The 19,930-nt window shown below is 58.1% G+C and carries 21 protein-coding genes and 2 pseudogenes; 11 read left to right on the top strand and 12 right to left on the bottom strand.

Features of this window, described 5'->3' with window-relative positions; genetic code table 11:
* Positions 1 to 46 precede the first annotated feature (46 nt).
* Positions 47 to 184 (top strand): annotated as a pseudogene (locus M5B42_RS22960) (Presumed portal vertex protein); the annotation flags it as partial.
* A gap of 157 nt (positions 185 to 341) precedes the next feature.
* On the opposite strand, the gene M5B42_RS22955 reads toward M5B42_RS22960, so the two are convergent.
* Both M5B42_RS22955 and M5B42_RS22950 read right to left on the bottom strand, forming a co-directional pair.
* Positions 342 to 884, bottom strand: a complete 543-nt coding sequence (locus M5B42_RS22955; RefSeq protein ID WP_248747122.1) for a DUF6236 family protein — start codon at positions 882 to 884, stop codon at positions 342 to 344.
* Positions 848 to 1,240 (bottom strand): hypothetical protein, encoded by a 393-nt coding sequence (locus tag M5B42_RS22950; protein ID WP_248747121.1) that lies wholly within the window; start codon positions 1,238 to 1,240, stop codon positions 848 to 850. The genes M5B42_RS22955 and M5B42_RS22950 overlap by 37 nt, the downstream gene beginning before the upstream one ends.
* 207 nt (positions 1,241 to 1,447) lie before the next feature.
* Here M5B42_RS22950 and M5B42_RS22945 point away from each other — a divergent pair, with 207 nt between their 5' ends.
* The 3 genes from M5B42_RS22945 (at position 1,448) to M5B42_RS32200 (ending at position 3,031) form a co-directional block, all read left to right on the top strand.
* Positions 1,448 to 1,918 (top strand): anti-virulence regulator CigR family protein, encoded by a 471-nt coding sequence (locus tag M5B42_RS22945; RefSeq protein WP_248747142.1) that lies wholly within the window; start codon positions 1,448 to 1,450, stop codon positions 1,916 to 1,918.
* 185 nt (positions 1,919 to 2,103) lie between these two features.
* Complete coding sequence (locus M5B42_RS22940) at positions 2,104 to 2,553, top strand: hypothetical protein (protein ID WP_248747120.1); 450 nt, start codon at positions 2,104 to 2,106, stop codon at positions 2,551 to 2,553.
* 271 nt (positions 2,554 to 2,824) lie between these two features.
* On the top strand, positions 2,825 to 3,031 hold the full coding sequence (locus tag M5B42_RS32200; protein WP_248747119.1) for a hypothetical protein: 207 nt from the start codon (positions 2,825 to 2,827) through the stop codon (positions 3,029 to 3,031).
* Positions 3,032 to 4,303: 1,272 nt separating this feature from the next.
* Here the strand turns inward: M5B42_RS32200 and M5B42_RS22930 are convergent.
* From M5B42_RS22930 to M5B42_RS22910, 5 genes and pseudogenes are all read right to left on the bottom strand, one after another.
* Positions 4,304 to 4,396 (bottom strand): annotated as a pseudogene (locus M5B42_RS22930) (RidA family protein); the annotation flags it as partial.
* A gap of 4 nt (positions 4,397 to 4,400) precedes the next feature.
* Complete coding sequence (locus tag M5B42_RS22925) at positions 4,401 to 4,859, bottom strand: hypothetical protein (protein ID WP_248747118.1); 459 nt, start codon at positions 4,857 to 4,859, stop codon at positions 4,401 to 4,403.
* 54 nt (positions 4,860 to 4,913) lie between these two features.
* Positions 4,914 to 5,909 (bottom strand): FAD:protein FMN transferase, encoded by a 996-nt coding sequence (locus M5B42_RS22920; RefSeq protein WP_248747141.1) that lies wholly within the window; start codon positions 5,907 to 5,909, stop codon positions 4,914 to 4,916.
* Positions 5,899 to 8,079 carry a PepSY domain-containing protein gene (locus tag M5B42_RS22915; RefSeq protein ID WP_248747117.1) on the bottom strand — a complete coding sequence of 727 codons (2,181 nt, stop codon included), beginning with the start codon at positions 8,077 to 8,079 and terminating at the stop codon, positions 5,899 to 5,901. The genes M5B42_RS22920 and M5B42_RS22915 overlap by 11 nt, the downstream gene beginning before the upstream one ends.
* A 25-nt stretch (positions 8,080 to 8,104) precedes the next feature.
* Positions 8,105 to 8,575, bottom strand: a complete 471-nt coding sequence (locus M5B42_RS22910; protein WP_248747116.1) for a DUF2271 domain-containing protein — start codon at positions 8,573 to 8,575, stop codon at positions 8,105 to 8,107.
* A gap of 197 nt (positions 8,576 to 8,772) precedes the next feature.
* On the opposite strand from M5B42_RS22910, the gene M5B42_RS22905 reads away from it, so the two are divergent.
* From M5B42_RS22905 to M5B42_RS22895, 3 genes are all read left to right on the top strand, one after another.
* Positions 8,773 to 9,432 (top strand): response regulator transcription factor, encoded by a 660-nt coding sequence (locus tag M5B42_RS22905; RefSeq protein WP_248747115.1) that lies wholly within the window; start codon positions 8,773 to 8,775, stop codon positions 9,430 to 9,432.
* Positions 9,429 to 10,772, top strand: a complete 1,344-nt coding sequence (locus M5B42_RS22900) for an ATP-binding protein (RefSeq protein ID WP_248747114.1) — start codon at positions 9,429 to 9,431, stop codon at positions 10,770 to 10,772. The genes M5B42_RS22905 and M5B42_RS22900 overlap by 4 nt, the downstream gene beginning before the upstream one ends.
* A 146-nt stretch (positions 10,773 to 10,918) precedes the next feature.
* A complete protein-coding gene (locus tag M5B42_RS22895) occupies positions 10,919 to 11,470 on the top strand; it encodes a cytochrome b (RefSeq protein WP_103495281.1) in 552 nt (183 codons plus the stop codon).
* A gap of 133 nt (positions 11,471 to 11,603) precedes the next feature.
* On the opposite strand, the gene M5B42_RS22890 is transcribed toward M5B42_RS22895, so the two are convergent.
* The 3 genes from M5B42_RS22890 to M5B42_RS22880 form a co-directional block, all read right to left on the bottom strand.
* On the bottom strand, positions 11,604 to 12,995 hold the full coding sequence (locus tag M5B42_RS22890; protein WP_248747113.1) for a glycerophosphodiester phosphodiesterase family protein: 1,392 nt from the start codon (positions 12,993 to 12,995) through the stop codon (positions 11,604 to 11,606).
* 137 nt (positions 12,996 to 13,132) lie between these two features.
* A complete protein-coding gene (locus tag M5B42_RS22885) occupies positions 13,133 to 13,372 on the bottom strand; it encodes a hypothetical protein (RefSeq protein WP_100940111.1) in 240 nt (79 codons plus the stop codon).
* 143 nt (positions 13,373 to 13,515) lie between these two features.
* On the bottom strand, positions 13,516 to 14,391 hold the full coding sequence (locus tag M5B42_RS22880) for an aldo/keto reductase family oxidoreductase (protein ID WP_248747112.1): 876 nt from the start codon (positions 14,389 to 14,391) through the stop codon (positions 13,516 to 13,518).
* 144 nt (positions 14,392 to 14,535) lie between these two features.
* Between M5B42_RS22880 and M5B42_RS22875 the strand changes: the two genes are divergently transcribed.
* The 3 genes from M5B42_RS22875 to M5B42_RS22865 all read left to right on the top strand — a co-directional run bounded on the left by M5B42_RS22875 (position 14,536) and on the right by M5B42_RS22865 (position 17,590).
* Positions 14,536 to 15,450, top strand: a complete 915-nt coding sequence (locus M5B42_RS22875; RefSeq protein ID WP_248747111.1) for a LysR family transcriptional regulator — start codon at positions 14,536 to 14,538, stop codon at positions 15,448 to 15,450.
* Between the two features lie 72 nt (positions 15,451 to 15,522).
* Positions 15,523 to 16,536 carry a GlxA family transcriptional regulator gene (locus tag M5B42_RS22870; protein ID WP_247263377.1) on the top strand — a complete coding sequence of 338 codons (1,014 nt, stop codon included), beginning with the start codon at positions 15,523 to 15,525 and terminating at the stop codon, positions 16,534 to 16,536.
* A 115-nt stretch (positions 16,537 to 16,651) separates the two neighbouring features.
* Positions 16,652 to 17,590 (top strand): class I SAM-dependent methyltransferase, encoded by a 939-nt coding sequence (locus M5B42_RS22865; protein WP_248747110.1) that lies wholly within the window; start codon positions 16,652 to 16,654, stop codon positions 17,588 to 17,590.
* Between the two features lie 105 nt (positions 17,591 to 17,695).
* Here M5B42_RS22865 and M5B42_RS22860 read toward each other — a convergent pair whose 3' ends face one another.
* Positions 17,696 to 17,971 carry a metal/formaldehyde-sensitive transcriptional repressor gene (locus tag M5B42_RS22860; RefSeq protein WP_248747109.1) on the bottom strand — a complete coding sequence of 92 codons (276 nt, stop codon included), beginning with the start codon at positions 17,969 to 17,971 and terminating at the stop codon, positions 17,696 to 17,698.
* A gap of 73 nt (positions 17,972 to 18,044) precedes the next feature.
* Between M5B42_RS22860 and dmeF the strand changes: the two genes are divergently transcribed.
* On the top strand, positions 18,045 to 18,980 hold the full coding sequence (gene dmeF, locus M5B42_RS22855; RefSeq protein ID WP_248747108.1) for a CDF family Co(II)/Ni(II) efflux transporter DmeF: 936 nt from the start codon (positions 18,045 to 18,047) through the stop codon (positions 18,978 to 18,980).
* Positions 18,981 to 19,017: 37 nt separating this feature from the next.
* On the opposite strand, the gene M5B42_RS22850 is transcribed toward dmeF, so the two are convergent.
* Positions 19,018 to 19,920 (bottom strand): LysR family transcriptional regulator, encoded by a 903-nt coding sequence (locus M5B42_RS22850; RefSeq protein ID WP_248747107.1) that lies wholly within the window; start codon positions 19,918 to 19,920, stop codon positions 19,018 to 19,020.
* Positions 19,921 to 19,930: the final 10 nt, after the last annotated feature.

Genomic DNA, 19,930 nt, shown 5'->3' with positions numbered 1-19,930 from the left:
CGCCCAAGCCTGCTGGAGGGGCTGAGGGGCTATTGGTAATTGTGCTGTGGTACCGCAGAGCGCGGGCGGATTTGGCTCGGTCAGGGAGGCGGCCAATGTTTGGGCAATGAATGAGCTGGAGCCGGTCCAGGCGCGTATGGGGCAGGGGAATGAGTGGCTGGGGGACGAAGTGATTCGATTCAGGCGTTCGCCCCAGCTAAGCCCTAAAGCTATTTTTAAGTGCCCCTCATGCACATTGTGTCCCGGTCGAAAAGCCCAGAGGCAGGGCCTCAGCAAGCGGGACACGCGTGGGGGAGTGGGCGCTGGCTCGTTATCCCGCTTGTTGTATTTACCTTCTGCGATTACAGAATTTCTTTTTGCGCAAAATATAAATATTTGTAAGGAGATTTTGCTCGTTTTAACGGTCTTAAGCCTGGATCAGCAGTGATTTTGAAGTTGCTGGTTACTCCCATTACTGTTGCGGCTACAGTCTGCGCAGTTATTCCAAGGTTCAATTCTCCTGCCGTTTTCCATCCAGCTACCGCAGCCTCTACGGATTTAGGTAGGCTGATATTTAATGAGAATTTGGCGTTGGCTAAGTGTACCGGAAATTGCCATTCACGTGTAACCTTGATGAGATTTGCACACGCCTGATCCAGATCCTGAAGCTTCTTTTTCAGCTCAGCTTGGCTATCCGAGCTTTCACTAATTTCTTTGGCCATTGCCTCGATGTACGCTCTGAACATCAACAGTTCTGGCCGTCTTTTCTGCTTAAATGCTAATATTTCTGCCAGAGGAACGTCAGCCGCTGGGACGGGAAGAGCTTTAAATAGCTCCATAGCAATAGCCGATTCAGAGGGTTGATCTTCTACTTGGATGGAGTTTTCTCCCGCCCCAAACTCCAAACACCCGGTTCAAGTCTCTCAAAATGATCAACAAATTTTCTTTGAATATCCAAAAGACCAGGCCCGACCGGGCCTTGGAAAGCTGCTGCGAATATCGGAGTGTTCAATACTCCAGCGGTTACGAGAAAGTCTTCATCTGGGCCATTACTGATGTGTATTGCATTATTTTTTGGCCAGGCGAGACGGTCCCAAAATAATAGTGAAGCTCTTAAGTCTTGGGGGTCTAGTCCAGTGCCGCTGGTATGGATCATATTGCCTTGAATCGTCATTGGGCTAGAAATAATTAAGCCACGTAACTTGTTTGAAAATTTTCCGTAATTGGGGTCTTCAGCCTTACGTTGTGATGCTTGACCCATTTTGCTTCTCCTTCGGTGGCCAAAATAGTAACGTCAGTGAAGATTAGCTTCCTATTTCATCGCAAGCTAGCAAAAAAAATGCACTCATTAGAGCTACCACTGACCCACGAGCGTGATTTGTTGCAGGCCGAGCGGGCGCACCTGCAGGAAGCTTGCTCAATACCGTCTACATTGCAGTGGGCAGATGCCCTGTTTGGGAAGGTGACCATGTTCAAATCTCACTCGTTTATTGCGTTGCTGACGTGTTTCGCTTTGGTAGCAGGCTCTGCTACCGCTTTGGCCGATCCAGGTAACGGGAAGGGGCAGGGAAACGGCAAGGGCTTCTCGGAGGACGTCCAGGACCAGGACAGTCAAGGCGGCCACGGCAAAGGAAAAAAATCAGGTGGCGGTGATTGGGGGCGCGGACCCAGTATCGATCGAGGACGCGTCCTCGGCGTCATTGGCGGGCACCGCGATTACTGGCGGCCCGGGCCGGCGTTGCCGCCGGGTATCCAGAAAAAACTGGCCCGTGGAAAACCTCTTCCGCCAGGCATCGCGAAAAAACTGGATGGTCGACTTCTAGGGCAACTTCCTCGCTACGACGGATATGAGTGGCAGCAGGCGGGGCCCGACTTGATTCTGGTGTCTATCGCGAGCGGGATCATTTACGAAGTGCTGAGTGGTGCTTTGAACGAGTGAGATCTTGCACCGATCCCGTGTGATATTGGCTTGCCTTACCGGACTATCCGGCAGGGAGTCAAAGTGAGCATTTCGCATTCACTTTATAAGCAGGCCTGGAGGCTTCCGTTGGTCGTCTGTCTTTGAACAACACGTAACAAAGTGTGTCGGAGATAACGCAAATACTCACTTTTACGGAAGCCATCATGCGTTTTAAAAAGAAAAGCCTAGTTGCCATCATGTCATGCGCCATGATGTTTGCCGCCGCGCCTTTATTGCCGGCTGAACTCTCTGTCATGGCTTCTGCCTATGCCAAAGAGGGAGGTGGCAACGGTGGTAATGGTGGTGCTGGCGGGCATAGTGGAGAGGGGAGTGGTCACGCCGGTACCGGTCACTCGGCCAGCTCCAAGAGCAATGGCCTCGCCGAAGGCCAGGAAACCGATCATGACGGCAAGGCTGTTCGTGATCATGGCGTGAATGGCAATCATATTGGGCGAGCCCACAAGACCGATCGTGGCCACGGGGTCGCAACGTCGAGTGTCGCTCATTCCAAAACAACGCGGGGCTTGTCGAAAGCCACGGCGATCTCGGCCACTACGCCGGGAGATCACAATGCCAAAGGCCTGAGCCAGGCCGGCAGCTCAACCGCACGGTAAAGGTGATTGGTTTCTTGATCAGATCTGGTGCCCGCACGGAATGAGGGCCGCCAGATCCGTGGCGCCGACATCGACACCCGCTTGTGACAACAAGGTGGTCACCATTCGTCGCCTCTAAAAACCTGGCGCGCAATGCACGACCCTCTCTGGCTTGCGGCTTGCAGAGGAGGGTCGTAGCAGCCCCGGAACGACGTAATTCTGACGCGGCAGCAATCCAATCAATGCTTCAGGACTCCAGCGATACGCTTGGTCAGTCACCGGGAGATGTACCGTGTCAACTCTCAATGAAATCGCAGCGAACCACGCGAGAATGGCCAGGGCAAAGGAAGAAGAGTCGACCGGACTGAGTGAGCTACACCTCCAGATAGTGTGTAGCTTCGAAATCCCATCCAGTGATGCTCAACAGCATATTCCGCTGCACCTCATCTCTGGAGTGCAGGACAATCAGCTCGGGCAAGCAGCCAGCGGCTTGCTCTGACTGCGCCAGGCCGAGCCAGCCGCCCGCCTGATCGAGCTGATCATTGAGATTGTCCGTCAGACCATTCGCAAATAGGGTAATGGAGCGTTTGTATGAGCATCAATTTAATAAATCGCAGCTTATCAGACTGATGCGGGTATTGGGGTCCCCCCCCACACACAGGCGTGGTCCAAATAAGAGGAAATAAAGTCTCTGTGCTCTAACGCAGCACAATGGATGGGTATTGACAAAAATGGCCATCATGTCCGGAGGTTCTATGCCAAATGGCGTCGAGAACCTTGGGCTTAAACCTGGTTTTTAGAAAGATCCTCCACTAAGGCCTGGAAAAATTAGAGCGAGCCGTTGACGCGCATTGATGAGGTGTGTCTAAATATTTGCATATGGAAAATTGCAGGAATGGCTCGTTGGTTTTATAGCCATTTCATGCTCAGGGAGTTGTGAGGTGATGATGTTGTTAAGCTGTAGTTCTTGCGCCTTCAATACCCCGCGCGCTTATCCTGTTCGAGGCGCATTGTTCGCCTCAAGCTTCGAATTGATCGTCGGTCCGCTACAGTTGCGCTGATGGGTTCGGCCAATATTGTTTGAGTCGATCAGCGGCTGTTCTCGAGTCGTTTTTTCTTGCCCGTTATTTCACGATTTTATGTGGCTCATGATAGGGGGGTGTATGGAAGCATAATCCTGGTAATCGCTAGTTTATTAGGTATGGTTGAAAAGTGATATTTCCTGGTCGGCGCGCTCAGCAGGCATCTGTCAGGAATAATGAATTAAAAACTCACATCAATATAGGGAAATATATGAAGCGTTTATTTTTGTTGCCTCTCATGGCTATGCTGCCTCTATCGTTTCAAGCATCGGCCTGCTTGACAATTAAGGATACCTACACTGGAACTATTCCTGCCAATGGGACAGTGATTGCTTACGGTCCATTCACGATTGGCTCGACCTGTACCACGGCTAACATCGCCTCTACTATCACAGCCTCTGGTGCAGGGAGTACCCCGCAGTTGTATATTGACAAGCAGACTGGGGGGAGTTGGGTGCAGGTTGCAGGTAATACCGGTACTACCGCTTCGTATTTGGGAGCGCTGGGTACGTACCGAGTAAGGCAAGTTAATAACACGGCCGCCGCAAAAACTTATGTCGGTACGACTTCTTACGGTCACTAGTTTTAGTGCGATTGTAAAGGCGCGTCAGGTGTAAGGCGTGACGCGCCTTTATCATTGATTAGGCTCGCTAATTTTCTGAAAGAGTGCAATAAGGGCAGGTGCTCTACTCCGGGACCATTTCCCACACCTCTTCGAAGATCTTCCGCGGCTCTACCATGAAAACCGTCACGTCCTGAACATCGTCGAAGGTGCAACCTGCCGGCTTACCGAGGCTTCATGGCAGACAAGACGATTGATTCAATCAGAGGCTGAGTGGCGACGTCTCTCTGCCCGTCTGGTGTATTCCATGAATTGTAGAGGACCGGGCCAGCATCGCTCATCAAAATATCGCCATCCTTCAGAATCCTGAACGCCCAGATTTCTGGCCATGCCTCTTTTCCCTGCTCATCCAGCGTGTGCTTGCGCAGCACCACGCGAGCGAATGTCCCGTTCCCCTCATTTGCATAGACCAGGTTGGCCCTGACCAGGCCAAAGTGGCCTTCAATCTGGAAGTAGCTCCCCGAGGGAATGGAAAAACTCACGCCAAACCGGCTCGCCGTTAATTCGAAAAGGCCGGAAAGACGGTTTCGCAACCCATTGGTGTGTTTGTTGACTTGCTCGATGTCCTGGACGACATGACCGATTCCGCTGAGGGATTCTTCGGTATAGGCAGAAAACAACATGGCCCGGCTCCTTGGATGATTGGAACCGCATTATGCCGCTCAGTCGGCGCCTTATTAATGTCCTGGCTCATTGGAAAGGCTTGACGCAGGTGAGGTCGAAAAGAAGGCGACTTTTCCAGCAGAAACGTATATCTGCTTGAAGTCCTGCCCGTCGCGTAACACGAACAAGGCATCCATGCCGCGCTCCTGAGCCAGGCGTGGACCTTCGTTTTCGCCCAGCACCATCAGGGCCGTGGCCCAGGCGTCGGCGAGCAGGCCGGTGGGTGCCACTACGGTGACGGCAGCAAGCTTGTTGCTCAGCGGTGCGCCGGTCGCCGGGTCCATGGTGTGGGCGTAGGATCGACCGGCCACATCGACCCACCGTCGGTAGTCGCCGGAGGTTGCGATGGCGGCATCGCTGAGCTCCATCACCCCCATCACTTCACGTACGCCTCGGTTGGGTTTTTCCAGGGCCACGGCCCAGGCCCTGCCGTCGGGTTTGGCGCCACGGGCGCGCATTTCGCCGTCGATACCCACCAGGTACTGTGTGATACCAACGTCTTCCAGGCTGCGGGCCAGTTCATCCACGCCGAAACCCTTGGCGATACCGTTCAAATCAAGGTTGAGCGCGGCGCGCTTGCGCACCTGATTGCGTCGTGTATCGACCACCAGGGCCGCGCTGGCCGACAGGCGGGCCGGTGGCGGGCTCGTCGCGGACGGCGGTTGTGTGACCGTCTGTTCGCCTGGGCCGAATCCCCAGGCCTGCACCCGATCACCAACGGCGATGTCAAAGGCGCCATTGGATTGCTGGTTGATTCGCAGCGCCGCGGACAACACCCCGATCATCTCCCTGGGTACCGGCACCCATTCCTGTTCGGGGGCGGCATTGAGGCGATTGAGGTCGGAGTCGGCCTTCCAGGTCGACATCTGCTGGTCCACCCGGCCCACGGCGTGCGCCAGGTCCTGGCCAATGGCATCGGTATCGATCCCCGCCGCGGCGTAGAACAAGGCGGTGTAGCGGGTGCCCATGGTTTCGCCACTCAAACTGTAGCGTTGCAGCTCAGTAGACATCTTCACGGTAGCGTCCTTGGGCTTTCAGGGTCATCACGCTGAGGTCGAGAGGCGCGAGTACTTCATCCAGCGCCTGCATCACCGCCCTGGCCATTTCGCGACGGCCACACACCAATACCTGGGCGCCTTTTTCAATCAGCCGGCGCAGGGACAGCGCATCGTTGATCAGTCGGTCCTGCACGTAGCTGCGCTCCTGGGTTTGGGAAAAAGCCGCGCGCAAGGCCGTGAGGCGTCGGTCAGCCAGATAGCGCTTGAGCTCCGGTTCGTAGAGAAAGTCCGAGGCCGGGTGGCGTCCACCCCAATACAGGTGCATCGCGTTACGCTCCTTGTTGTTACGGATAAAGCCGGCCAGGGGACCGATACCGGTCCCGGCCCCGATCAGGATCACCGGCTGGCTGCCGGATGCCGGACGGAATTGCGGGTTGGGCTGGATAAAGACGTCGATCTGCGCACCGATGTCCAGATCATGCAGAAACCCCGAGCACAGGCCGTCTTCATGTTTACGGACGCAGATTTCCAGCACGCCATCCTCCGAACGACTGGCCAGCGAGTAGACGCGAGGTACCGGGCTGCCCGGGGGGAGGATCCCTACCAGGTCACCGGCCTGGAAACTCGGTAACTCGCCGACCGCCTTGAAACGCAGTATCTGGGTTGGCGCATTCACTTGTTCGCCGTAGACGATGCGCCCCGTCAATCGCAGTGCCTGGGTGCGCGGGCGCTCGGGCGTGTGAGTCAGTGTCAGGTCCTGTCCCAGTACTCCTCCCAGTGCGTATCCCCAGCGGGCAAACTCTTGGGAGGATTGGCGGTTGATGGTTTCCAGTGCCAGCAACGCCGAGCCGCCGGCTTGCAGCATCGCGTCCTGGATCTGATGGGCAAACTGGCAGAACCGGGCAAACTGTCGATCACCAAAGCCCAGCACGGCAAAGGGCTGGCCGGGTTTGAGACCGGTCTCACGAAGCCGCGCCAGGAACTGCGAAGCCGAGGCGGGTGCATCGCCGTCGCCATGGGTCGCGGTGAGAATGAACAGACGCTTGGCACCAGGGTATTGGCCAGTCCATTCATTCATCGAGGTGCTGTGTACCTGATGGCCGGCCTGGTGCAAGGCTGTATGGAGAGCCTCGGCAAAGCCCCAGGTGCTGTTGTTTTCGCTGCCGACCAGAATCACGCTGTCGGCTGATTGTGCGTCGCTGTTGTGGCTCAGCTCCGGACCGGCCTGGCGGCGGCGCCACCACAGCAGGACGCCGGTCATGCTCATCAAGGGAACGCAGAGCGCACAGGCACCGAGTGGCAGACCCAGCCACCAGAGGCCTTCGCCCGTGTGCAACTGGTAAATCCATTCGTAAATCCTGAGCATCGCGTCATGGGGCTGATAGGACAGCCACTCGCCGCTGGCCGGATTCACGTAGCCGTCGCCCTGCGCCGTGCGCAGGGAAAACAGGTCCTGTGGGTTGTCGGGGCTGGGGTAAACCAGCTCGCGCAGATCATTCAGGTCGGTGGTTTGCAAGGCCCGCAGACTCGCCACGGGTAATGCCGGAGCAACATTGATCCCACTGGGGAAGGGCGGTTCATCCTGGCTGCCGTCGGCGATCAGTCCCAGGGTGCCGGCGGACATGTATAGCCCGCTCAGTGCCGACAGCAGCAGGCCGAGCAGGGCCAGGCGTCCGACTTCCGAATGCCAGCGCTGGCTGAACGTGCCCCGCAGCGGGCGCAGCAGATTGCGCCAGCCACCCAGGCGCCGCGCCAGCAATAGCGCACCGGAAACCGACAGCATCAGCATGAATAACGCGCCTGCGCCGGATACGGCATGGCCCGGTGTGCCGAGGAACAGTGAGCGATGCAGGTCTTTCACCCAGCGCGAAAAGGACGACGGTGCATAGGGCGCGAGGCCTTGGCCGGTCAATGGATCGACCGTTTCCATCGCGGCCTGATCGTTCTGGTTGTAGTAGACGATTACCGTTCCGGACGCGGTGCGGCGGATCTGCTCCACGCCTTGGAAATGCTCGGCAACGCGCCCGGCCAATTGCCCGACAGTGACCTGCCCGGTGGCACTCGGAACGCTGTGCAGGCGCTCGACGGCCGGGTCAATGGACAGCAGCGCGCCACTGATGGCCAGGAGCATAACCAGCAATGCAGCAATCAGGCCGGGCAGTGAGTGGAATTGGCGAAGCATGTTCAGCCTCCGGAAACAGCAGGTGTTACAGGTTGTAGGTAAAGGACTTGACGTAGGTATTACCGAGGGTTGTCTTGCCCGCCCCTTTGGCGGTCAGGGGCACGCTGACGTCGGCACGGCCTTCGCGTTGGTTCTCCACGGCGCTGTCGATACGGATTTGGAACCCGGCATCGATCAGCGTGTCCGCCAGCTCGACGCTGACCTTTAGGGTGTCGCCGCTGCCGACGCTGGCGCCGCTGATCCCATCAAATTCGGCGGGTCTTTGGCCGCTCCCCCGCGCCCAGTCGCTCAGATGCCGGTAATACTTGGCCTTGCGGCCGGCGACCCAGAGGGTTTTCTGGTACTGGCCGTTGCCGTCGGTGAGGTAGATCGCCAGATAGGCGTCGCTACCGCTGTAGTCCTTGAGCTGGGTGGTCAGGGTCACTTCACGGGCCTGTGCCAACTCCGGCAGGGCGAGGGCGCCGACGAGGCAGGTTGCGGCGATGAGGGTCTTCATGACGGTATCCTGTTTGAACGGTGTGGCAAGAGTCTGGACCTGCCGGCTGACAGCAACCTGAACCCTTGGAAACAGCTGCCGGATGAGGTCTGCGTGGCATACCCTGGAGCGCATTCCTGACAATCACCTGAATCTTCAGGTTCACGTCAGCAAAGGCGTTTAAGGTGTGCCACGACAACCATCACGAGAGGTGCCGCATGCGGGTTTTGCTGGTCGAGGACGCCGTAGGACTGGGGGATGCCGTACGCGAGCAGATCGCCGACGACGGCCACGCCGTGGATTGGGTGCAGAGCCTGGACCATGCACGCAGTAGCGTGCGCACCACGCCTTACGACCTGATCCTGCTCGACCTGATGCTGCCGGACGGTCGCGGGCTGGACTTCCTGCGTCAGCAGCGCACGGCGGGGGATGTGACACCAGTGATCATCCTGACCGCCCAGGACCAGATATCCGAACGTATAGCCGGCCTCAATGCCGGTGCCGACGACTACCTGGTCAAGCCGTTCGATCTGTTTGAACTCTCGGCCCGGGTTGCCGCCGTGGCCCGACGGTACAGCGGCAATCCCAACCCGCACATCAGACTCGGCGATCTGCAGGTCGATATGAGTGCCCGCACGGTGCAGCGCGGCGGCCTGATCGTGGACCTCACGGCCCGTGAGTGGGCGCTGTTCGAGGCGTTTGTCCAACGTCCCACGGCGCTGCTGTCCAAGTCACAGCTTGAGGAGCGGCTGTATGCCTTTGGCGCCGAAATCGAGAGCAATACCATCGAGGTCTATATCAGCCGCCTGCGTAAAAAGCTCGGCCGGGAGATGATTGAAACCGTGCGTGGCATGGGTTACCGGTTGATCTGCGAATGAAGCCGTCCGCAAGCCTGCAGAAACGCTTGGGCCTGGGCCTGACCCTGGGCCTGACCTTGCTGTGGTTGGGGGGCACTGTCGGCGCCTGGCTGGTGGTGCAGCATGAGCTGAACGAAGCGTTCGACAGTGCGTTGGAAGAAACCGCGCAACGCATCCTGCCGTTGGCGGTGCTGGAGATCGGCAGTCGTGACCGGGCGCCCGAGGCACAACACGTGCCCACCTTGAGAATGCACAAGGAATATCTGGCTTATCGGGTGCGCGATGCCGAGGGTGTAATCCTCATGCAGTCCCATGACGCCAGCCCGGAGATCTTCAGCAAACCGCCGAACGAAGGCTTTTCCACCACTGAAAAGTACCGCCTGTACGGCGCCAGTGCGCGGCATGGAGCGGTGTTCATCGAGATTGCCGAGCCCCTGAGCCATCGTCGTGAAGCCGCGCGCGAAGCGCTGTTTGCCTTGTTGTTGCCGTTGCTGGCGCTGATTCCCATCAGTCTGCTGGGTACCTGGCTGCTGGTGCGGATCAGCCTGCGCAGCGTATTGGCCTATCGCCGGGCCGTCGAGGTTCGTGGCGTCGGTGATCTGTCGCCGATCAAGGTGGCGCGCCTGCCGGCTGAAATCGATCCGCTGGCCGAGGCGGTCAATCACCTGCTGGAACGCTTGCGCAAGGCGTTGGAGACAGAACGCAGCTTCACCGCCAACAGTGCCCATGAACTGCGTACACCGCTGGCCGCGACCCTGGCGCAGACCCAGCGACTGCGCCACGAAGCTCCCGAGGGTCCGTTGCGCGTGCGTGCGACCAAGATCGAAAGCTCCTTGCGGGAGTTGATCCGGCTCTCGGAAAAGCTTATGCAACTGGCCAAGGCCGAAGGGGGCGGGCTGCTGTCCGAAACGCCCCAGGACCTGATTCCCTTGCTGGCCCATGTGGTTGATGAGTGGAACCAGAACAGCGGTCGGCGGATCAACTTGCAACTTCCGGCGCGGGCCAGTGTTTGTGCGGCAATCGATCCGGACGCCTTCGGCATCCTGTTGCGCAACCTGATCGAGAACGCGTTGAAGTACGGCGCTACGGATCAGCCGGTCGAGGTCAGTCTCACCAACCAGGGGCTACTGCGGGTGGTCAATGCTGGGATTGCGGTGCCGGAGCCGGTGTTGCAGCGCCTGACCGAGCGCTTTGTCAGGGGCAGTAGCGAGAGCAGTGGTTCGGGGCTGGGCCTGGCGATCGCAATGACCATTGTCCATGGGGTCAAGGCAAGCATGACGCTAGCCTCACCTGCGCCGGGCAGGACAGATGGTTTCGAAGTTGCCATCCAATTTCATCTCGCGCCGACGCTGTCCGGTTGAGCGCCGCCATTTGGCTTCAATCGCCAGCACTCAAGTTTGAGGATGGCGCTGCTTTTCTGATTTTGAGTCGGTAGACAAGCGTCATTCATGTGAGCGGGGTGGTTTGAACAAATCACCCATGTGCCAATAAAGCAAAGAGGTATGTCATGCCCCACGAAACAGTCGTCCAACGTTACGCAAAAATATCGATAATTTTGCATTGGCTAATGCTGGCGCTCTTTGTCGGTGTTTATGCCAGTATCGAAATCAAGGGGTTGATTCCTCGTGGTGATGCCTTGCGCGGTTTCTTTCTTGGTACCCATGCAGTGTTTGGTATGGCCATTTTCGCCTTGGTATGGGTGCGCCTGTTAGGACGCTTGAAAGCAAGTCCGCCGATCTTGCCCAAGCCACCTGCCTGGCAAACGCTGTTAGCCCACATCACTCATCTGGCGCTGTATGGGCTGATGATCGCTACCCCACTACTGGCCTGGTTGATGCTCAGTGCTGCTGGCAAGCCGATCCCGTACTTTGACTTTATGCTCCCCTCGCCAATAGCGCTCGATCCTGATATGGCAAAGCAATTCAAAAGTTGGCATGAGTGGGTTGGGAATGCGGGGTACTGGCTGATCGGATTACACGCCTGCGCAGGACTTTTCCACCATTATTGGGTCGGCGATAACACGATGGTGCGGATGATACCCAAACGTTTTCATTCCTGAGTCTGCAGTCATGCAATGAAGTGCTCTGGATAACGCTGGAAACGACCTGTGGTCCTGACCCAGGCTTCTCCGTGTTGCGGCTTGAAGGGGCTCAAGAATGAGCCCCCCATCAGCAGGTTATGGATTGCGTCGTTTAACGCGCTACTTCTTTAAGATAGAGATTGCGGGCCGCCAAGGCATTAGGCGTGAAATCGGTAAATACACCGTCAACACCGGCTCGGAAAAAGGCCAGGTATTCTGCCGCTGGATCCCCCTTATAGACACCTGCCAGGTATTTCGCCTCGTTGCGGAAGGTGAATATATGAACGAACAGATTGGCCTTGTGGGCGTCGCTGATCAGGCGGGTTGGCTTGAGGGTGTCGACCTTGTCCAAGCTGGGGTTGGACGACGAATCCTGAGCCGCGGCGACGGTGAGCGACATTGCTTGCGGCTTCCATGGACCAATGCCGTCGGCGTAGGTCTTGACCTCGGCCAATCCTGCCGGCGTCAGCATCGCACCGAAGGAGCGTGGATCACCTGCTACGGTCCAGCTATAGGGGCGGCCGCTGACGAACGTATTGGGTTTGTCAGTGATGAAAATGGTTTCGCCCGTCTGGAAGTTTATTCCGTTTCCATCGACCAACTGAACGGCTTTGGATTTCAGGCCGATAGAGCGCAGGTATTTCAAGCTGCCCGGATCAAAGCTTTGCACAAAGACCGGGGCTTCCTTGCGATTGAGGTCGTTGTCGTTGAGGGTTTTGAGGAACGCCTTCTCAAACGGATGACTGCCCGGTACGCCGCAACCATTGGCAATGGCTTGGGCATTGTTCCAGATCGGATTCTTGCTTTCTGGATAGACCGTAATGACGCGCCCTGTCGCTGCGCTTTTGGCTTTTGCAATGTCGATCACGTCCTGAAAACTCAGGATCGGCAACTTGCCGTTCAGTTCGGTTGGGCGCTGGTCGCGGGCATCGTAAGTGGTACCGCCTATCCATTGCCTGAGTTCGGCCATGGTGAAATCGCTGATTGACCAGTCGTTGGTGTGGTCTTCGCCATCAACGACCAGTGATTTCAATACTGATTTCGGATCGTTGGGGTTGGTCAAGTCACTCAGGTACTGTGCCGGACCATTTTCTGCCGTGGCGGGATATTTGACATTGACCAATACGCCTGGAGCGGTGCGTTTACGGCGTGCAACTTCGGCGTTGGTCTTCGCGACTTCGCTGATGTTGGTGTTGTCGCTCAACCAGGGATTGTGTCGAGCCACCAATACGCAGTCCTTGGTCATGTGCAGATCCAGTTCGAGCGAATCTGCGCCAGCATCGGCGGCATGCTCGTAAGAGGCCCGGGTTTCTTCCGGATACAATCCCGGCAGGCCGCGATGCCCGATAATCAAGGGTGGCTTACCGTCGAGGGTTTTGAGCGAAGCAGATGCGGTTGACTGTGCGTCAGGTAAACTCCCGTTAGTACCGTCACAAGCACTCACTAACAAGCTGCATCCGAGAGCGATAAAGCGGGCAAGAGGCAGACCTGGGCGAGTGTACATGTGCAGTCCTTCAAGATGGGAAGAGCGGTTATCAACCGATAGTAATCACGGACACATGACAAAATCATGGCTCATCGGGTCCGCTCCCGGGCAAACCGCCCACAGGCCGTAGGCACACTTATCGCCCGGATAAACTTCTATTTCTTCTTGGCCGCAGCCTCAGCGGCCAGGCACTCAAGGGCAAACTGCTCGGTGTACGTCATCTGGATAGGAGTGGTTTCTCCCTTGACGGTCCTTTCGCCATCGAGGATGTAACGAATGCGCTTGTCGGTCACGCCGATGCGTTTTGCGATCCAGGAGGGGGTTTGTCCGATGCGCGAAATCAGCTTGTCGGCATATTCGGTGGACGGGTTGTAATGTTCTGCGTTGGGTGTCATGTGACGTCCAGATAAAAGGTGGGTCTGTGATGCATTGGTGGGGTAGGGGACACGGTGCACCAATTATTGGACGGTGTCGCGGCTTCAATGAAGAAGCCCCGGAATCCGGGGCCTTGTCGTTTCTACAGTTTATCAGCCTGGTATCAACTTGCTTTCGGCTTATCGCCAATCGCATCCAGTTCGGCCAGCGTGTCCGGCGTGAGCTGCAACTGCCCGGCCTTCAGGTTTTCGCGCAGGTGCGCGACCGAGGACGTACCCGGAATCAGCAGGATGTTGGGCGAGCGGTGCAGCAACCAGGCCAGCGCCACTTGCATCGGCTGGGCTTGCAGGCGGGCCGCGATATCCGACAGCGCCGTTGACTGGATGGGTGTGAACCCACCCAGGGGGAAGAACGGCACGTAGGCGATACCCTGCGCCGCCAAGTCGTCGATCAACCCATCGTCCTCGCGGTGGACCAGGTTGTACTGGTTCTGCACGCAAACGATGTCGGCGATCGCCTGGGCTTCCTTTATCTGCTCGGCGGTTACGTTGCTCAGCCCGATATGGCGGATAAGCCCCTCCTGCTGTAACTGCGCCGTGGCCTCGACCAGATGGCCGATGCTGTCCTGAGTCAGGCCATGACCAAAGACACGCAGATTGACCACGTCCAGGGAGGCCAGGCCGAGATGGCGCAGGTTGTCCTCGACGGCGCTACGCAACTCTTGCGGGCTCTGGGCGGCCAGCCAGTCGCCCTTGTCGTTGCGGCGCGCGCCGATCTTGGTGACCAGGGTCAGGTTGTCGGGATACGGATGCAGGGCTTCGTGAATGATCTGGTTGGTGACGTGGGGGCCATAGAAGTCGGAGGTGTCGATATGGTCGACGCCGGCAGCAATGGCTTCGCGCAATACGGCGATACAGGCAGCTCGATCCTTCGGTGGCCCGAATACGTGCGGGCCGGCCAGTTGCATGGCGCCATAACCCATTCGCCGGACCTGGCGACCCGCGAAGCTGAAATGGGAGTGGAGGGCGGATGTGCTCATATGGGGTTTCCTCTATAGGTCGGTTTCGATACGAGCCGTAGGGCGTTCCGTGGCGGGTTTCGATGGACCGAATATAGTTCCAATTGCGCTGTTTGATAATCAGGCATAAAGTTTACGGGCTGTTTAAATTAGTGAACAATTGTCATGAAATTTAACGATATGGCGGCTTTTGTCGCTGTCGCACAGGCGGGTGGTTTTCGTGAGGCGGCACGCAGCGGTGGCGTTTCCGCCGCCAGCTTGAGCGTAGCCGTACAGCGTCTTGAGGCGCAGCTGGATTTGCGTCTGCTCAACCGCACCACGCGTAGCGTGGCTTTGACCGAAGCCGGGCAACACTTGTTAACCCGGCTGGAGCCACTGTTTTCTGAAATGGAAGCGTCATTGGATGTGCTCAATGGCTTTCGCAACAAGCCTTCCGGTACGCTGCGGCTCAATGTGCCCACCAGCGCCGCGCGTATCGTGCTGCCTGAGGTCATTGCCGGATTTCTCGGACGTTATCCGGATATCCGCATCAAGGTCGTGGTGGAAGACGGATTTGTCGACGTGCTTTCGGTGGGCTGCGATGCCGGCATCCGTTACGACGAAAGGCTGGAGCAGGACATGATCGCGATTCCCATCGGTCCGAGGGTGCAGCGCTTCGTCACGGCGGCGGCGCCCGGATATCTGGACCTGTATGGCCGACCGGCCCATCCACGCGAGTTGTTGACCCATTCCTGTCTGCGCTGTCAGTTCTCCGGCGGCAACAAACCCACCTGGAAATTCGAGCGCGATGGCGAGCAGATCGAGATTGATCCGCCCGAACGTCTGCTGGTGACGCCCAGTGGAGCCTTGGATCTCACGGTCAGCGCTGCCGTCTCCGGCCTGGGGGTGGTGCATCTGTTTGAAGATCTGCTGCGACCGCAACTGGACAGCGGCGAGCTCGAACCCATCCTGGAACCTTGGTGGCAGAAGTTTTCCGGCCCGTTCCTGTATTACCCTGGACGGCGCCATTTGCCGGCGCCGTTACGTGCTTTTGTCGACTACCTGCACGAACTGTCGTCGACGCTGCCCTTGCGAGCCTGAGTCTGATTACAATCAGTGACTCAGCAATACACCCAACAAGAGAGTGGCTAACACCACCGAGTGATTCAGACCTTGATCGAACGACGCCAATTCAGTGGAGGCATGAAGGGGAAAAACCTCCGCTATCTGAATGAAAACCCCGGTGCGCCCGCGCAAATGGCCCGGACAGGCTTTTTGTTGCTCGAGCATTTCTCCTTGCCGGCATTCACCCAGGCCCTGGATACGCTGGTCACGGCGAACCTCCTGCGTCCCGGGTTGTTCTCTTCGCGAACCTTCGGTCTGCATGAAGGGGAGGTGATCAGTGACCTGGGCCTGGTGATTCGCCCCGATGCCCGTATCGATTCGGCGGCCATTCAAAGCCTCGACCTGCTGGTCATCTGCGGTGGCTACCGGACCGAGCTGAAGGTCGACGATGAGCTCATCAGCCTGCTGAGAGCGGCGTCAGACCAGGGTGTCAGCCTGGCCGGGTTATGGAATGGCGCCTGGTTCCTGGGCAGTGCGGGTGTGCTCGATGGCTACCGTTGTGCGATTCATCCCGAACATCGGCCGGCGCTCGCGGAGATCTCCAAGGCGACCCATGTCACCAGCGAGGCCTATGTCATCGATCGCGACCGGCTCACCGCGTCCAGCCCCTCGGGGGCTTTCCATATGGCGTTGGACTGGATCAAGGGTTTGCACGATAAAGCCCTGGTCGAGGGTATCGAGGACATACTGGCATTCGAGGAGTCGCGCTATCGGCGTATCAAACCGGCGGAGAATGTGTGCGTGAGCGCACCACTGCGGGAGGTGGTCAAGCTGATGGACGCCAACCTCGAAGAGCCTCTGGAACTGGAGCAACTGGCGGCCTATGCCGGCCGTTCCCGCCGGCAACTCGAACGCCTGTTCAAGGAGCAATTGGGCACCACGCCGCAACGCTATTACCTGGAGCTGCGTATCACCGAGGCACGTCGGCTGCTGCAGCACACCGAGCTGTCCCAGGTCGATGTGCTGGTGGCTTGCGGGTTTGTCTCGCCGAGCCATTTCAGCAAATGCTACAGCGCGTATTTCGGCTACCGGCCTTCCAAGGAAACGCGCCTGGTTAAATAATATGAGTGGGGACAAGCTGTTGCTCTGAGCAGGAGAGGGGGCGCAGCATGCGTTATGCTTTGCCCGTGGCCATTAGTGCTCTGCCCAAAATAACGTGGAACAGGAATTCTAGAAGATGGCGCGTGTAACGGATGAAGAGTTCAATGCGGCTTTGCCGGTGATGCAAAAGCTGCTTTGGGCGGATCCGCAGGACAGGGCGCGGCTACAAGAGCACGGTCTTAATGTGATTCCTTCCAATTTTTACTCGAGCACGCCATCGCTCTCCGAGATCGCCAGTTCCTACGAATACACTGAGTCAGAAGCGCCTTATTTGAACTGCGGCCTGTTCGATCAGGAAAGGCTGCGGGCGGAGATCCTCGAACTGATTCCGTATGGGGGGGATTTCACGCCGGCTGAACTCGGCGATAAAGAAACCGCGACCTCGTATTTCTGGAAAAACGGCCAGTTTACATGCAGTGATGGCATGGCCTATTACGCCTATATCAGGCGCATCCGTCCCAAGACCATCGTTGAGATCGGCAGCGGGTTCTCATCGCTGATTGCCGTGGAAGCACTGCGCAAGAACGGCTCAGGCACGTTACATTGCATCGAGCCCTTTCCAAGGCCGTTCATCACCACCCTGGCCAGCCAAGGGGCACTTGAGCTGCAAGCGATGCGTGCCCAGGATCTGACCGCCGAGTGGTTGAACGCCACGCTGGAAGATGGCGATATCCTGTTTATCGATTCCACGCATACGGTAAAGACAGGGAGCGATTGCCTGCATATTTACCTGCGCCTGCTGCCGAAAATCACCAAGAAGATCTTTGTCCACGTGCATGATGTCTTTCTGCCCTTTGGCCTGCCGACGAAATGGCTGATTGATCATCAGATCTATTGGACGGAACAGTATCTGCTGCTGGCGCTGATGACGGATAACCCGCGGACGAAGCTGCTGTTTGGCAGCGCGTATCACGAACATTTCAATCATGATCTGTTGACCGCACTCATGCACGGTCGAGCCGAAAGTCACGGCGCCAGTTTCTGGTTCGAGTTTGATGGCCGGGGCAATGCCTAGTTTCTTCGGGCGCCAACCCTTGTAGTCCGCCAGCCAACACCAGCCCGCCAGCTTGGCGTGCTGGTTTTCCAGGCGCCCTGGGCGGCCCTTACAGGCCCGCCGAAGTCACTTCAAATACGAGCGCAGCGCCGACACCACGTCATCCACATCCTCGCGGCGCTGGGCCGGCGTGACATCGTCCGCGCCCAGGTGTTCGCGGATATGACCTTCCAGCACCTCGTTCATCAAACCATTGACCGCGCCACGGATCGCCGCGATCTGTTGCAGCACGGCGGTGCACTCGACTTCCATATTCAGCGCGTTTTCCAAGGCCTCGGCCTGGCCCTTGATGCGCCTGACACGGGTCAGCAGGCGCTTTTTATCCTTGATGGTATGCGGCATGGAATTGTCCCATTGTGTGTTATCTATACTGGGGTATAGTATGTTTCGACCTTGTCATCAGGACTGTAGCCCAATGTCTTCGCCCAATGCTACTCATCAGAACTGCCATTCGAAAATCCTCAACGATGGAAATCCCCTGGCGGAGACCAACACCCGGCGCGCCATGATCCTGACGGCCATCATGATGGTCGCCGAGATCGCCGGCGGCTGGTACTACAACTCGATGGCGCTGTTCGCCGACGGCTGGCACATGAGTTCCCATGCGTTGGCGCTGGGGTTGTCGGTGTTGGCCTATGGCGCTGCCCGGCGCCTGTCCAGTGACAACCGTTTTGCCTTCGGTACCTGGAAGATCGAAGTGCTGGGCGGCTACACCAGTGCGTTGTTCCTGGTGATGGTGGCGGGGCTGATGCTGTATCAGTCGGTTGAACGGCTGATTTCACCTGCGGCGATTCATTATGACGAAGCCATTGTCATCGGCATCGTCGGCTTGATGGTCAACATGGCCTGCGCCTGGCTGCTCAAGGACGGCCATGCCCACGATCACCACCACAACCATCATCATGACCACGGCCATGAACATGCCCACGATCTGAACCTGCGTTCCGCCTACCTGCATGTGGTGGCCGATGCGGCCACCTCGGTGCTGGCGATCCTGGCGCTGATCGGTGGCAAGGTCTGGGGCGCGGCGTGGCTCGACCCGCTGATGGGGATTGTCGGCGCGGGGCTGGTGGCGAGCTGGGCCTATGGGCTGATCCGCCAGACCAGCCGTATCTTGCTGGACGCGGAAATGGATGCGCCGGTGGTCGAGGAAATCCGCGAGGTCATTGCGGCCAGCCCGATTCCAGCCAGCATCAGCGACCTGCATGTCTGGCGGGTCGGCAAGGGCCAGTTCGCCTGCGTGCTAAGCCTGGTGACGCACTTGCCGGCCACGCCGGACTACTTCAAGGCGCAACTGGCGATCCATGAAGAGTTGGTGCACGTCACGGTTGAGCTTCATCTGCTGGCGTGACGCTGGCCGTCTGTTCACCGGGTAAAGGCCGGTAAACTCATGATGGGCCCATCACCCGGATATGGGTCTGCAGACACTCCACCAGCGCATCGAAGGTCGCCTTGCAACGGGGGCTGGTGCGCAGGTCCTCGTGCATGGTCACCCAGGTTTCCAGCTGGAAGGTGAACCGCTCCGGTAACAGCCGCACCAGTGCCGGCGTGCGGATCGCCAGGGCGCTCTGGCAGATGCCGATGCCGCAGCCGGCGCGGATCATCGCCAGTTGCGCCAGGGTGCTGTCGGTGCGCAGCGTGAAGGCCTCGCGATTCCAGCCGGGCACTTGTTTGCTGGCGGCACGGATAAAGGGGGTGGTGACATCGAAGCCGATCAAGGCATGGCTCGACAGATCGGCCATTGTGCTAGGCGTGCCGTGTCGTTGCAGATAGTCCACATGTGCATAAAGCCCCAGTTCCACCTGGCCGACACGTCGGGCGATCAGTTGATCCTGTTTCGGCGCGGTCATGCGCACTGCAATATCCGCCTCCCGTTGTAGCAGGTCATGCACCTTGTCGGTGGCCAGCAGCTCGATTTTGAGTTGCGGATGGTCCTGGCGCAGCAGTGCCAGTGCCGGAGGTAGTACCTCGATGGCAATGATTTCACTGGCGGAGATCCGCACCGTGCCGTTCACTGTCTGACCCTGTCCAGTGGCGGCACGCTCCAGCGCGGCGGCGGTGTGCTGCATGGCTTCGGCATAGCCGCGTAGCGCCAGGGCGGTCTCGGTGGGCAGCAAGCCGGTCTGCGAACGGGTGAACAGCGGTTGCTTGAATGACGCTTCCAGCGCGGCGATATGTCGGCCCACGGTGGGTTGGGCAATGCCCAGCGCCCGTGCGGCGCCCGAGAGCGAGCCCTCCGTCAGCACGGCAAGCAAGGTTCGGTACAGCTCCCAACTCATGATCTGGTCCATGCATAAATGT

Source organism: Pseudomonas sp. MWU12-2037 (assembly GCF_023242345.1).
Lineage (GTDB): Bacteria > Pseudomonadota > Gammaproteobacteria > Pseudomonadales > Pseudomonadaceae > Aquipseudomonas > Aquipseudomonas gingeri_D.
The sequence above is the reverse complement of the archived record's forward strand: the minus strand, read 5'-3'. Positions and strand labels throughout refer to the sequence as shown.

Excerpts from the sequence above, each read along its gene's own strand:
- M5B42_RS22950 (WP_248747121.1), bottom strand. The coding sequence starts at position 1,240 with ATGGGTCAAGCATCACAACGTAAGGCTGAAGACCCCAATTACGGAAAA.
- M5B42_RS22945 (WP_248747142.1), top strand. The coding sequence starts at position 1,448 with ATGTTCAAATCTCACTCGTTTATTGCGTTGCTGACGTGTTTCGCTTTG.
- M5B42_RS22940 (WP_248747120.1), top strand. The coding sequence starts at position 2,104 with ATGCGTTTTAAAAAGAAAAGCCTAGTTGCCATCATGTCATGCGCCATG.
- M5B42_RS22925 (WP_248747118.1), bottom strand. The coding sequence starts at position 4,859 with ATGTTGTTTTCTGCCTATACCGAAGAATCCCTCAGCGGAATCGGTCAT.
- M5B42_RS22920 (WP_248747141.1), bottom strand. The coding sequence starts at position 5,909 with ATGTCTACTGAGCTGCAACGCTACAGTTTGAGTGGCGAAACCATGGGC.
- M5B42_RS22915 (WP_248747117.1), bottom strand. The coding sequence starts at position 8,079 with ATGCTTCGCCAATTCCACTCACTGCCCGGCCTGATTGCTGCATTGCTG.
- M5B42_RS22910 (WP_248747116.1), bottom strand. The coding sequence starts at position 8,575 with ATGAAGACCCTCATCGCCGCAACCTGCCTCGTCGGCGCCCTCGCCCTG.
- M5B42_RS22905 (WP_248747115.1), top strand. The coding sequence starts at position 8,773 with ATGCGGGTTTTGCTGGTCGAGGACGCCGTAGGACTGGGGGATGCCGTA.
- M5B42_RS22900 (WP_248747114.1), top strand. The coding sequence starts at position 9,429 with ATGAAGCCGTCCGCAAGCCTGCAGAAACGCTTGGGCCTGGGCCTGACC.
- M5B42_RS22895 (WP_103495281.1), top strand. The coding sequence starts at position 10,919 with ATGCCCCACGAAACAGTCGTCCAACGTTACGCAAAAATATCGATAATT.
- M5B42_RS22890 (WP_248747113.1), bottom strand. The coding sequence starts at position 12,995 with ATGTACACTCGCCCAGGTCTGCCTCTTGCCCGCTTTATCGCTCTCGGA.
- M5B42_RS22885 (WP_100940111.1), bottom strand. The coding sequence starts at position 13,372 with ATGACACCCAACGCAGAACATTACAACCCGTCCACCGAATATGCCGAC.
- M5B42_RS22880 (WP_248747112.1), bottom strand. The coding sequence starts at position 14,391 with ATGAGCACATCCGCCCTCCACTCCCATTTCAGCTTCGCGGGTCGCCAG.
- M5B42_RS22875 (WP_248747111.1), top strand. The coding sequence starts at position 14,536 with ATGAAATTTAACGATATGGCGGCTTTTGTCGCTGTCGCACAGGCGGGT.
- M5B42_RS22865 (WP_248747110.1), top strand. The coding sequence starts at position 16,652 with ATGGCGCGTGTAACGGATGAAGAGTTCAATGCGGCTTTGCCGGTGATG.
- M5B42_RS22860 (WP_248747109.1), bottom strand. The coding sequence starts at position 17,971 with ATGCCGCATACCATCAAGGATAAAAAGCGCCTGCTGACCCGTGTCAGG.
- dmeF (WP_248747108.1), top strand. The coding sequence starts at position 18,045 with ATGTCTTCGCCCAATGCTACTCATCAGAACTGCCATTCGAAAATCCTC.
- M5B42_RS22850 (WP_248747107.1), bottom strand. The coding sequence starts at position 19,920 with ATGGACCAGATCATGAGTTGGGAGCTGTACCGAACCTTGCTTGCCGTG.